Annotated in this window: 11 protein-coding genes and 1 pseudogene; 6 read left to right on the forward strand and 6 right to left on the reverse strand. The window is 48.3% G+C overall.

Going from position 1 to position 11,724, the window contains the following annotated elements:
* The 4 genes and pseudogenes from QUB20_RS16250 to QUB20_RS16265 all read left to right on the forward strand — a co-directional run.
* Positions 1-138 (forward strand): annotated as a pseudogene (locus tag QUB20_RS16250) (photosystem II q(b) protein); the annotation flags it as partial.
* A 195-nt stretch (positions 139-333) separates the two neighbouring features.
* Entirely contained in the window at positions 334-531 is a 198-nt protein-coding gene (locus QUB20_RS16255; RefSeq protein WP_333291485.1) for a hypothetical protein, read from the forward strand.
* A gap of 228 nt (positions 532-759) precedes the next feature.
* Positions 760-2,028, forward strand: a complete 1,269-nt coding sequence (gene cbiE, locus QUB20_RS16260) for a precorrin-6y C5,15-methyltransferase (decarboxylating) subunit CbiE (RefSeq protein ID WP_333243834.1) — start codon at positions 760-762, stop codon at positions 2,026-2,028.
* A 24-nt stretch (positions 2,029-2,052) separates the two neighbouring features.
* Positions 2,053-2,418 carry a hypothetical protein gene (locus QUB20_RS16265; protein WP_333243831.1) on the forward strand — a complete coding sequence of 122 codons (366 nt, stop codon included), beginning with the start codon at positions 2,053-2,055 and terminating at the stop codon, positions 2,416-2,418.
* 18 nt (positions 2,419-2,436) lie between these two features.
* Here QUB20_RS16265 and QUB20_RS16270 read toward each other — a convergent pair whose 3' ends face one another.
* The 4 genes from QUB20_RS16270 to QUB20_RS16285 form a co-directional block, all read right to left on the reverse strand.
* Positions 2,437-2,682 (reverse strand): hypothetical protein, encoded by a 246-nt coding sequence (locus tag QUB20_RS16270; protein ID WP_333243828.1) that lies wholly within the window; start codon positions 2,680-2,682, stop codon positions 2,437-2,439.
* Between the two features lie 84 nt (positions 2,683-2,766).
* Positions 2,767-3,153, reverse strand: coding sequence for a type II toxin-antitoxin system VapC family toxin (locus QUB20_RS16275; RefSeq protein ID WP_333243825.1), 387 nt, complete (start codon positions 3,151-3,153; stop codon positions 2,767-2,769).
* The gene (vapB, locus tag QUB20_RS16280) at positions 3,150-3,377 is read right to left on the reverse strand and encodes a type II toxin-antitoxin system VapB family antitoxin (protein ID WP_333243822.1); all 228 of its coding nucleotides are present in this window, start codon (positions 3,375-3,377) and stop codon (positions 3,150-3,152) included. Before vapB ends, QUB20_RS16275 begins: the two co-directional genes overlap by 4 nt.
* Positions 3,378-3,423: 46 nt before the next feature.
* Complete coding sequence (locus QUB20_RS16285; protein ID WP_333243819.1) at positions 3,424-6,834, reverse strand: DNA methyltransferase; 3,411 nt, start codon at positions 6,832-6,834, stop codon at positions 3,424-3,426.
* A gap of 270 nt (positions 6,835-7,104) precedes the next feature.
* On the opposite strand from QUB20_RS16285, the gene QUB20_RS16290 reads away from it, so the two are divergent.
* Together QUB20_RS16290 and QUB20_RS16295 are read left to right on the forward strand one after the other, a co-directional pair.
* Positions 7,105-7,308: a type II toxin-antitoxin system HicB family antitoxin gene (locus QUB20_RS16290; protein ID WP_333234063.1), complete on the forward strand. Its 204-nt coding sequence runs from the start codon at positions 7,105-7,107 to the stop codon at positions 7,306-7,308.
* The gene (locus QUB20_RS16295; RefSeq protein ID WP_333243816.1) at positions 7,305-7,523 is read left to right on the forward strand and encodes a type II toxin-antitoxin system HicA family toxin; all 219 of its coding nucleotides are present in this window, start codon (positions 7,305-7,307) and stop codon (positions 7,521-7,523) included. The genes QUB20_RS16290 and QUB20_RS16295 overlap by 4 nt, the downstream gene beginning before the upstream one ends.
* Positions 7,524-7,627: 104 nt before the next feature.
* Here QUB20_RS16295 and cphA read toward each other — a convergent pair whose 3' ends face one another.
* Both cphA and QUB20_RS16305 read right to left on the reverse strand, forming a co-directional pair.
* Positions 7,628-10,348 carry a cyanophycin synthetase gene (cphA, locus tag QUB20_RS16300; protein ID WP_333243813.1) on the reverse strand — a complete coding sequence of 907 codons (2,721 nt, stop codon included), beginning with the start codon at positions 10,346-10,348 and terminating at the stop codon, positions 7,628-7,630.
* A 338-nt stretch (positions 10,349-10,686) separates the two neighbouring features.
* Complete coding sequence (locus QUB20_RS16305; RefSeq protein ID WP_333057489.1) at positions 10,687-11,580, reverse strand: cyanophycinase; 894 nt, start codon at positions 11,578-11,580, stop codon at positions 10,687-10,689.
* Between the last annotated feature and the right edge of the window lie 144 nt (positions 11,581-11,724).

Consider the following 11,724-nt stretch of genomic DNA (forward strand, 5'->3'; position numbering starts at 1 on the left):
ACTTGGGCTGATGTCATCAACCGCGCTAACTTGGGTATGGAAGTAATGCACGAGCGCAATGCTCACAACTTCCCACTCGACTTGGCTGCTAGTGAAGTCACTCCTGTAGCTTTGGTTGCTCCTTCCATCAATGGCTAAGTTTTAGTTTTTGATAGACAAAGAGCGCTCCTAGAAATAGGGGCGCTTTTTGTTTGGGAAAAAAAGATTTTTTTATACTTTATTCACATATCTAGTTCGGTAAAATAAGCGTTATAACTCACATCTTGTACCATTGTCAGCAACAGGCAAGATGCCTGTTCCACAAGAGATAAATTTTCTTGTGGAACAGGCATCTTGCCTGTTCATAAAAGGATTATTGAGAATGGTGCAACATATGAGTTAGAACTGACATCTTGCACTATTATTAATAAGTGTTTCACGGGCGGACAGGATGCCGACCTCACAAGAAGAGATGTACTGTTTGTGGAACAGGCAAGATGCGTGTTATTGAGAATTGTGCAAGATGTCAGTTATAAATTTTGTAGTCAATAATTCATTCCCAGCGAGTCTGATGAGGATTGAATTCCTCACTATAAATCAATTTTATTCTGGTTTTTCTAGCGGAAATCATATGATTAACGACTAATAACTAATAACTAATAACTAAGCTGTTGGGCATCTAAATTGTATTTTTTGGGCGGGCGAGACGCCCACACCACAAGACTTTGATTTTTTTTGACATACAATTTAAAGGCAGAACAGCTTAATAACTAATGAGTGATGACGATCGAGTTTGATGATTCCAATGCAGCCGGAAACGAGATTAGCGGTAAGGATTCAATGCACAAATGGCTTTCGGTGGTGGGGATTGGCGAAGATGGACTTTCGGGGCTCGGCCCGATCGCCTCTACCCTCCTCTCTCAATCTCAAATCGTTGTTGGTGGCGCCCGTCACCTAGCAATGCTACCAACCGACGACACCCGCGAAAAATTGGTTTGGGCTTCGCCGCTACAAGCAACAGTCGATGAAATCATCCGCCGCCGAGGACAGTCTGTGTGCGTGCTCGCAAGCGGCGATCCGATGTGTCACGGAATTGGGGTAACACTGTCGCGCCAGATTCCCATTTCAGAAATGACTGTGATTCCCGCTGCATCGGCTTTTAGTCTTGCTTGCGCCCGTTTGGGTTGGCCACTAGCCCAAGTTGAGACTTTCAGTTTGACAAATCGCCCGATCGCATCGATCGCCCTTGCTTTGTCGCCGGGAGCGCGCTTGCTGGTGTTGAGCGCTGACAGACACACGCCAGCAAAAGTTGCCCAATTGTTGACACAGCGGGGGTTTGGCAGCAGTTTGATGACCGTGTTCGAGCGGATGGGATCGGGATCGGAACGGCGGAGCGAGGGGGTCGCAGCAGCCTGGAATGCAGCGGATTTGGCTGATTTGAACACGATCGCGATCGCAGTTGCAGCCGATCGACAAACTCTTATCCTCCCCCGAACTGCGGGTTTGCCGGATGCTGGATATCGCCACGACGGACAACTTACCAAGCGGGAGGTTCGAGCCGTTACTCTGTCAACGTTAGCACCGATTCCCGGAGAGTTGCTTTGGGATGTGGGTGCGGGCTGCGGTTCGATCGCGATCGAATGGATGCGGAGTCATCCTCGGTGCAGGGCGATCGCGATCGAACGCCACCCAACTCGACTGCAATACATCGCCGAAAATGCCTCGACTTTCGGCGTTCCCGAACTCGAAATTGTGGCGGGATCAGCGCCGGAAGCCCTGACAAATTTGCCTCAACCGAATGCTATTTTCATCGGCGGCGGTGTCACCGCAGAAGCTGTGCTGGAAACTTGCTGGAATGCTTTAGGTGAAGGCGGCCGATTAGTTGTTAATGCGGTGACAGTTGAGAGCGAGTTTAAAGTTTTGCAATGGCACGATCGTTATGGCGGGGAACTCATTAGAATTGGGATTCAGCGAGTAGGGGCGATCGGTTCTTTTCAGGGTTGGAAGCCGCTTGCGCCGGTGACTCAGTGGGCGGTAGTTAAAACCTAAAAGCCGATTCTTGCCTAGAAAGCTATGATAAATAAAGATATTATTGTCCTACTTTTGGCACAATTAACGGTTGATTATCAAAACACTAAATCCGAGCGCAAAGAGATATCTCAGAGGTATCTTGGTTCCGAGGAAGATTTTTCGTTTCTGGAGGAGCTGGAGTTAGTAACAGTAAGCATTCGCGGTTATGCTAGTCAGATTGAGGAGCGCGCAGAGGTTGAGAATCGCGAGCAAGCGATCGCAGACTTACATCAGCTTCGGGTGTTCGATCGTTCTGCGATCGCTCAGTTTTATGATGAGACGCGATCGGGCTATCTTCAAATGCGGTCTTATATCCGAATGCTAGACTATTTGCGGCTGCTGGTTTTGGAGTATTTGCAAATGGAATAGAGATCCAGATAAGTTAGTTTACCAGACACCGTAGCCACCTCGACGATCGGCAATTTCTTGCTCTAACTCAACTTCATTGAGAAGTTCCATACCGTTGGCGATCGCCCGTTGGCGAAGTTTCCACAAGGTTTGACCGAGTTGTGTTTTGGGGGTAAATTCAGGTGAAGATTTGAGCGCTAGAGCTTGAGTAAACTGAAGGACTTTTGCGCGATCGGCGGGGGCAAGTTCGCGCCCGTATTGTAGGAGGATTTCTTCGGGAGGCATGGAAAATTTTTGAGCCTAACTCTAGAATTTATTTTACTCTTTTACGATCGATCGGGTCAATGCCATTGGCGATAATAATCTAGTTTATAACCATAGTCTTTTAACAGCATAAGCATCAAATATTTCATCGCGGCTGACTAAAACTAAAGCATGATTAATGGATTGGGCAATTAAAATGCGATCGAATGGATCGCGATGGTGGAATGGTAGATTGCGAACCTGTACAGTATCCGCAAAGGAAATTGGCAGTAATAAGATGCCAGCAGCAGGTAACTGAGCTTCGATGTCTGCATAGTCTGCTTGCAGTGTCAGTTTACCAATGCTGATTTTGATGGAAATTTCCCAAAGACTGGCAATACTCAAATAGACTATATCGGCGGCTTCAATCTGCTCCTTCAAGGTAACTGATAGGTTAGGAGCATTTTCTGAAAACCAAATAAAAGTGTGAGTATCGAGGAGCAATGCACTCATTCCGTATACTCCTGCAAATCCTCTAATGGTGCATCAAAATCATCAGCAAGCGGTAAGACAAACGTGCCTTTCATCATCCCGGCTTGACGTTTCTTTTGAGGAGGATTTACGGCAACCTCATTATTTGCATATTTTGCAGCCAAGAATTCTACATAGTGCAAAACTTCCTGTTTCAGGGAATCTGGCAACTTGACCAAGGTTTCTAGGATGGTGGTTTCTAGCATTAGATAACCTCTTGCTGGATAAGCTCATAATAACAATCGCAACCCTCTAAAGTTCTGCCAGGTGCCAGAAAGTCATCCCATTTTCAGTATGACTGAGCAAAACACCCAAATCTTCGAGGCTTTCCAGACAGTCGAGAATGACTTTTTGTTTGCGGCTGGCTGCTTTGAAATGGGCGGTGACTTGGGCGGCTGTCCATTCGCCGCTTTGGGTGCGGAATAAGTCGCGGATGGCCCAAAGTTGCTCTTTGAGGGTTTTGGGGAAGGGTTGTTGTTCCGTGGGGGCGATCGAGGTTTCGGTTTCCGTGGTGATGCCTGCAAGGGATGGTTGCACGTAGGTTTCGCCTGGGGCTTGGTAGTCGGGACGCAGCCAGCGAATGAGTCCGTTGCGTTCTTCTTCGGCGCGTTGGGCGTTGAGGGTGACGAGGTTTTCCAGGATTTGGTCGTCGGTGAGGGTGGATTCCCAACCATAGGCGGCAAATACGGCGGCATCGAGTTCGTCGTGGATTTGTTTGAGGGTGGAGACTAGGGCTTTTTGCTTGAAGGCTTTGTCTTTGTCGTCGAGGGGTTCGCCTTGGCGGAGTTTTTCGAGGAGGTTGTACATCCCGGTGATGGTGACTTCGGGGTGAGTGGTTTGGACTCGTTTGCGGTGGCTGTCGAGGCGTTCTCCGAGTTCGCGGATGGTTTGTTTTTGGGTATCGGTGGGGTCGGGGAAGGGGAAGGGGTCGAAGACAATTGACGGTTTCCATCGCAAATCATTTCCCTTGCCCATTCGCGGTGCAATCTTTTTAAGCCATTTTTGATGTACTAAGGATTCTAAAATGCCTAAAATCCAGGCATCATCTGATGCGACTGTGTAAAGCTGAACATCCGGCAAAACATCACTATCAACAAAAAAGAATGGCTTAAATTTAGAAGTGTCTGGCGTGACAATAAATCGATTCAAATTGTTGACAGCTTTTCTTAATCCTGGTCTTTTCTCGCCAAAAAGCCACCAATTCTCCCGATTTGATTTTCTATTTTGCTGATCTCGAAATGGCTTAACTGTTGTTAGAACCCTTTGGAATAATAGAGGAAACTGTTGAGAGGCTTCATCTTTAGATAGACCGAAAAAATCAATAATCCACTTTTTATGGAAACTTTGAACTAAATCTCTACCAATCGCATACGATCTGATGACTGACGGCAAATTCTGCTTGTCTAAATCAAGCTGTTGGAAATCATGTTCTTCAATTCTAAACCCTGTGCCTAATGGAATAACACCCTGAAATGAGATTCCATCATTTGATTTTAACGGTTTCATTTTGACTGTATCACGGCCAATAGTCAAATCAGAATTAATCAATCCCTTAATTACCTCAAATTTTAAAATTTCATTTTCATTTTCTCCCTGAGATTCATACTTGACTTTCATCAAAAAGCCTGAAATTGACGGTTCGGGTGTCACGACAGTCATAGCAATACGTACAGCAGCACCATCTTTACTATCTGTCCAAGGATGATCGGCAATAGCAAAGTAAAGAGATATTTGTTTATCGCCGACATACTGGTCTAGAACTTTCCTATTGAATGATTGAACAATACTGTTTGTTGTAATAAAGCCAAACCTTTGAATTTTCTTCGACTTGGCAAGATTTGCTGCCTTCTCCCACCAGTACATTACAAAGTCAACCGTATCTGACAAGTTTGGGTAAGTCTTCCTCAAGCATTCAACATACCCGTCATCAAGGCTCTCACGCATTCTCTTATTCCCAATAAACGGCGGATTCGACACAATATAATCTGCCTCTTGCCACTCGGCCGCCCTCGGATTCAAATACCGATAAATTGTTACTTGGTTTGTCGGATCGGGAATATTTTCCCCCGTCACCGGACTTTTCATCATCCGTCCACCCCAGCGAGTTCTCACCTTCCCCGTCGCATCCACATCCGGTTCCCTCCCGTCATAGGCCAACACTGCATCCCCCCATTGAATATTTTTGTACTCCCGCAACACAGGTTCGATCGGCGGAATATCGCCAAACCGCCGAAAATGCCACTGCAAATACCCAATCCAAATCACCAAATCTGCGATCGCCGCCGCCCTACGATTAATGTCAATTCCCAAAAACTGACTCGGATTAACTTGAGCAATATCTAACAGCAACTGCGCCGATCCGGTGACATCCTCCAAGCGTCGCAACACCTCCGATTCCAACCCCTTCAACAAATCCAATGTCACATACAGGAAATTACCAGATCCGCACGCCGGATCGAGAATCTTCACCTGTTGTAACTCCGTCAGAAATGCCTCTAAAACTGATATCGCCTTTTTCCTTTGATTTGCAGTCGGTTCCGATTCCCCCGCGTTGAGCAACTGTTTAACCTCCGCTTGTACCGCAATCCAGCGATCGCCCAAAGGTTCCATCACCACAGGCTTTACCAACCGTTCCACATACGATCGCGGCGTATAATGAGCCCCCAACTTACTACGTTCCCTCGAATCCAGCGCCCTTTCCAACAACGTCCCAAAAATCGCCGGTTCCACATTGCACCAATCCCGCTTCGCCGCCTGCAACAAAACTTCCAACTGCGCCTTTGTCAGCGCAAACGCCTGCGACTCGGCAAACAATCCGCCATTAAACCGCAACAGTTTGCCATGAAAGCCAAAACTCGTCCCCTCATTCATCGCCTCCCACAGCGCCTCTACCTCCGGCTTAAACGTCTTCGGATTGAGAATCCATCGCGTTTCCAGCGCCTGCGTAAACAAATGTTCTTTCAACAACCCCACATCCTCAGCAAACATGGTGAAAATACAGCGCATCAAAAACTGGGCGACTTGCTGCGGATCGACATTCGCCTCCATCCGCTTCGCCAACTCTGCCAAATCCGCCGCCACTTCCCGTGTCACCCGCGCCGCAATTTTCTCTGGATTGCGCTGCTGCGGATTGCTAAAAATATCCACAAACAAATCGAAAACATCGGCTTTCTGCAACTCAATTAGCCCAATTTCTCGCCGCGCCCCATAGCCGCCATAATCCCCGCTAAAACCCATCCATAATTCAAAATGATCGCCAATATCGCAAGTTAACAAAAACGGCGGTTTGCTGCTGAGATTGCGGGTATAGGCGACTGCCTGCACAAACGCTTTTTCCATCTCTCGCAAATAGGTATTTGTCCCCCGCTTTGCCGTTCCCTTTTTGCTCGTTGTTCCGCCCTGTTTTGCCTCTATCAAAAAATGCTCGGCTTTGTAAAAGTCAATAAACCCCGGAGTCACCTTGCCGCTGGGGTGAAAAATTTTGACATCTTTATCAAAGCAGTAGGGATCGTTGGGAATTCTGCCTTTATCAAAAGGGCGATCGACTCCCAGCGCATCGCACATTTCGGCAAAAAACAACTGGCAGTTTGCGCGTTCATTACCGCTAGAACCTGCCCAGCGCGTAATGAATGTTTCGACTCGCGTGCGATCGGCCTCATTCATGCTTCAATCCTGCTGCTTGCTTCTTCCTGATTCTATACTTCGATCGGTTTGAATTTTCGATTTATCTTGCGATTTTGCTTTATAGCAACCCCCTTGGCGGTTAGGACGCTTTACTATTGATATTTGCTATAATATACTTGACGATATTCCTAGATACAGGCGGAGTCAAAAACCCGGTTTCTGCCTTAAAGTCGATCGTTCACAACGAAGATTTTGCTTGGCAACCCGGTTTTTATGGCTTTAGTGCTTCAAAAATACCTCAATAAATCTATGAAAATTAGAGCGATCGTACATCCTGCAGAAGAAGGTGGCTATTGGGCAGAAGTTCCAGCGCTTCCCGGCTGCATTACCGAAGGAGAAACGATAGAAGAAGTAATAATTAATTTAAAAGATGCTATTGAAGGTTGGCTCGAAGTTGCTAATAGTCGTGAAGCAATTGCCTCCACAGATAGAGTTGTGGAAATTGCTGTATGAAATCTATTTCGGGCAAGCGACTTTGCAAAATAGTAGAGCATAAAGGTTGGGTTTTGAAAAGAGTTACCGGCAGTCATCATATCTATGAAAACCCGGAACTAGAACAAATTTTGTCAATTCCTGTTCACCGAAATCAAGATTTGAAAGTTGGAACCTTGAGAGCCTTAATGAAAATAGCTCAGCTATCTGAGGAAGATTTACAAAGTTTTTCTTAAGTATAGCAGGTTTCATGAAAATCAGGAATTACGTAATTTCTCAAACAAATAGGTTGGGTTTAACACAAGTAACCCAACCTATTAATTAAATGAGACTTAAGAGTTTAGCCTTGATTCACAACAGTCGGTTTTAAACTTTCCTGTGACTTCGATCGATCTAAACCATTTTGCACTTCCACAGATTCCTTAATCGGTTTCCGGGCTTCAATTAAACTCAAAGCTTTGTTGACACCTTCAGGTAAAATTACTACCAAACTGCCGGCCGGCGCCTCGTCTAAAGCCTTGTTAACGGCCGTTGTTTCGTCGAGAATCAACTCGTATTCAACTTGAGATTTGTTTGCGGTTCCTGCAGAAATCGCCTCAGCAATTCCCTGGCAAATTAACTTTGCCACAACACCGGGTTCTCGGCCGCGCCTGTCAATATCTTCTTTGACAATGATACGATCGAACATCTCGGCCGAAAGTTTGCCCAGCGTGACAAAATCTTCATCTCGCCGGTCTCCGGGGGCACCTACTACCCCGATCCGCCGTCCCGGCCAATTCAGGACGAAACTGCCCAAAGCTTTGTAGCTGTGGGGGTTGTGGGCGTAGTCGAGTAAAGCGTGATAGCTGCCCAAATTAAACAAATTCATCCTTCCGGGAGTTTGACCGACGGATGCTTGGAAGCTTGACAAAGCAGCGCGAATATCTTCTATTTTCAATCCTTGGGCAAAAGCCGCCAAACAAGCTGCTAAAGCATTAGCAATCATAAACGGCGCGCGCCCGCCCATCGTCAGCGGCACGTTCACAGCCTGCTCAATTCTCAGCGTCCAATCGCCTTTTAAGATCGACAAGTACCCGTTTTCGTAAATCGCTGCCAGCCCGCCCGCCGCGGTATGTTTGGCAACCAGTTCGTTGTCCGGGTTCATGGAAAAATATGCAATTTGAGCCTTGACACGCTGCGCCATTTGTGATACTAGCGGATCGTCTGCATTCAAAACTGCATAGCCTTTGGGCATTACCGACTCGACGAGGACGCTTTTGAGTTTGGCCAGTTGTTCCACGGTGTCGATGTCGCCAATTCCCAAGTGATCGGCTGCGACGTTCAAGACGACGCCGACATCGCACTGATCGAAGCCGAGGCCCGATCGCAAAATTCCGCCTCTAGCCGTTTCCAACACGGCCACTTCTACCGTTGGGTCAGACAAAATCAATTGAGCACTCTGCGGCCCGGTATTGTCTCCGGTTTCGACCAAATAATCGCCGATGTAAGTGCCGTCGGTAGTTGTATAGCCGGTAATCTGACCTGTCTGCTTGACAATGTGGGCTAGCAGGCGAGTGGTTGTCGTTTTGCCGTTGGTTCCCGTTACCGCTAAAATTGGCACCCGGCTGGGTTGAGGCGAGGGGAATAGCATATCGAAGACGGCGCCGGCGACGTTGCGGGGTAAACCTTGACTTGGGGCGACGTGCATTCTGAAACCCGGTGCTGCGTTGACTTCGACGATGACGCCGTTGACATCGCGCAGGGGTTGGGAAATGTCGGGAGTTACTACGTCAATGCCGGCGATGTCCAAACCGATAATTTTGGCGACTCTGGAAAACAGCCAGACGTTTTCTGGGTGGATTTCGTCGGTGCGATCGACTGCAATTCCACCGGTACTCAAGTTTGCTGTCGCGCGCAAAAATACTCTTTCGCCGGCGGGCACTACGGAGTCCATTGCGTATCCTTGTTTTTGCAGCAAATCCAGGGACAATTTGTCGATCGTGATCCGGGTGAGCACGTTGTCGTGTCCGTCTCCTCGCTGCGGGTCGCGGTTTACTTCTTCAATAAGCTGTTCTACTGTAGACTTGCCGTTACCTACGACGTTAGCGGGTACTCGTTCTGCGACTGCTATGACTTGCCCGTTGACTACCAATACTCGGTGATCGCGGCCGACGTAATAGCGCTCGACAATGACGCTTTTTGTTTTTGATGCTGCGCTGGCTAAGTCGTAGGCTTCTTCTGCTGCTTCCCAGGAATTGATGTCGATCGTAATGCCGCGGCCGTGGTTGCCGTCTAGGGGTTTGAGGACGATCGGATAACCGCCGACATCTTCGATCGCCCCGCGCAATTCGTCCAAATAATGAATCACCGTCCCTCTGGGAACCGGCACGCCTGCGCTAGCGAGGATATTTTTGGTACCTTCCTTGTCACAGGCAAGTTCTACCCCCAAAACTCCCGTCCGGTTGCTCAGAGTTGCCTGAATCCGCTTTTGGTGAACCCCGTAGCCGAGTTGAATCATAAACCGGGCGCTCAAAGGTATCCAAGGAATGCCGCGCGCTTCTGCTTCCTTAATCAGTGTTTCCGTGCTCGGCCCCAGGGCCGCCGACGCAGCAAACTCTTTGAGGTCTCTCAAATCTTGGACTAATTCGGCTGCTGGATAAGTGCCTGTATCGGCAATACTTTGGCACATCCGCACGCCCGCCCGCGCTGCATAGCGACCTGCTTGTTCGTTGTGATACTCGATTACTACTTGGTAAATACCTGGGGTCGCAGTCTCGCGGGTACGGCCGAACCCGACCGGCATTCCTGCCATTTCCTGAAGTTCGAGGGCGACGTGTTCGATTACGTGTCCCATCATTGTGCCTTCTCTGACCCGTTGCAGGAATCCTCCCTGATGGCCTGGAGAACAGTGATGGTCGTTCAAACTCGGAAGTGCGGCGATCAACCCTTCATAGAATCCAGGAATTTCCGCTGTGGTTTTATCTGCCCACTCCTCTAAATCCAGACGCATCAGGACGAGTTTCTGGCGTCGGATGCTCCAGTAGTTGGGGCCGCGTAATGTCTGGATTTTAAGTATTTTCATGGCAGTTAGAGGGGTATGGGGCGCGAAATCTTATAGATAATTGGAGCATTTATTCAATTTCGATCTAGATTGCTCGATCGACTGTTCGCTGCGAACAGTTTGGGAGTGAATTTCCAGTTATGGGCTACCCAATTTAAAATTCATGCCCCTGCGATCGGCTAAAAACAAGTACAGGTACATGGCTAGCAAAAACTCAAAGCCTGAAGCTAGAATTTTCTGTGGTTCGGTCTCCTGGGGTCAGACCGTGGCTGCTTCGGCATCTATTCTATTGTTGTATCCATGATTCGGCCGGAATGCCGCCTAATTTCTGCCGAATCAATGACAAGAGATGTTCTACCTTAGTTGGCTGTGCGGCATTCGGGGGGCCAGCCAGACTCGGAACACGCTCCCGATGGCATGGGTTTGCCTTGGGGCATATTGTAGCAATCTCCGTGACACAGAACGTGCAAGCGCATATTGAACAGACTTAAGGGTTCTGTCGCTCCTACCATAGATTCATTGGTATAAAAATTTTCCCTAGAATCAACAATAGTCACAGTGCCTTTACCGAGAATTTTCATAGTATCGTCTCCCTCAAACAAGGCGCAGGTGTCTTCGTCAATACCAATAGCGATGCGATCGGGATGACAAGCCACAGCCGACAGCAAGCGAGCCATGCGATTGCGGTTGTGAAAATGCTGGTCTACGATGATCTCAGGAATAATGTTAAGTCCGTTTGCCATGTCTACTAAAGAGCGGTTCGGCGGGGCGCCACTCCCACCGCCTGCAATCATGTGATATCCCATCACCGCAGCACCCGCGCTGGTGCCAGCGAGGGTAATCTTGCCTTCGAGAGTTTCTTTGCGAATTTTCTCCATCAGCGGGGTGTCCGCCAGCAGCCCACAAAGCCGCAGTTGGTCGCCCCCTGTGATGAATACGCCCGTACAGTCTTCTAAGTAATCTTTCCAGACGGGGTTTTCGCCTTGTTCCCGTTCGCGGATGTCTACTACTTTGACTGCGCTAACGCCCATTTCGTCAAATATTGTGCGGTAGCGGTTGCTAATTCCTTCGGGATCTCGCGAAGCGCACGGAACGATCGCCAGCCGAGCGTTTGCACCCCCAGCACGGCAAAAAAAGGTGTTCAGAATCTCTCGCCCGTGAACTTTGTCTTCGGCTCCCCCGATGACCATAATCGAGGTTTTTGTGCGCGGGGGAATATTGTGTTCAAGGGCTTGAGATGTCAACTGCTGCATGGTGTGTCTTCCTCTGTTGGATGTGAAATTCAATTTTGCCGTGGCTGTGGGTAGAATGGGGCTTTTTAAGAATAAATATTTTTTGGTGCCAGCGAGGTGCGATCGGCGATCGCGCGATCCCGCAGTTGTTTGGGGGCGAGTTTA

It is taken from the genome of Microcoleus sp. B4-C2 (assembly GCF_036705265.1).
Lineage (GTDB): Bacteria > Cyanobacteriota > Cyanobacteriia > Cyanobacteriales > Microcoleaceae > Microcoleus.

What these genes read in the sequence shown, in the direction of transcription:
- cbiE (WP_333243834.1), top strand. Translation starts at nt 760, where the DNA reads ATGACGATCGAGTTTGATGATTCCAATGCAGCCGGAAACGAGATTAGC.
- QUB20_RS16265 (WP_333243831.1), top strand. Translation starts at nt 2,053, where the DNA reads ATGATAAATAAAGATATTATTGTCCTACTTTTGGCACAATTAACGGTT.
- QUB20_RS16270 (WP_333243828.1), bottom strand. Translation starts at nt 2,682, where the DNA reads ATGCCTCCCGAAGAAATCCTCCTACAATACGGGCGCGAACTTGCCCCC.
- QUB20_RS16275 (WP_333243825.1), bottom strand. Translation starts at nt 3,153, where the DNA reads ATGAGTGCATTGCTCCTCGATACTCACACTTTTATTTGGTTTTCAGAA.
- vapB (WP_333243822.1), bottom strand. Translation starts at nt 3,377, where the DNA reads ATGCTAGAAACCACCATCCTAGAAACCTTGGTCAAGTTGCCAGATTCC.
- QUB20_RS16285 (WP_333243819.1), bottom strand. Translation starts at nt 6,834, where the DNA reads ATGAATGAGGCCGATCGCACGCGAGTCGAAACATTCATTACGCGCTGG.
- QUB20_RS16290 (WP_333234063.1), top strand. Translation starts at nt 7,105, where the DNA reads ATGAAAATTAGAGCGATCGTACATCCTGCAGAAGAAGGTGGCTATTGG.
- QUB20_RS16295 (WP_333243816.1), top strand. Translation starts at nt 7,305, where the DNA reads ATGAAATCTATTTCGGGCAAGCGACTTTGCAAAATAGTAGAGCATAAA.
- cphA (WP_333243813.1), bottom strand. Translation starts at nt 10,348, where the DNA reads ATGAAAATACTTAAAATCCAGACATTACGCGGCCCCAACTACTGGAGC.
- QUB20_RS16305 (WP_333057489.1), bottom strand. Translation starts at nt 11,580, where the DNA reads ATGCAGCAGTTGACATCTCAAGCCCTTGAACACAATATTCCCCCGCGC.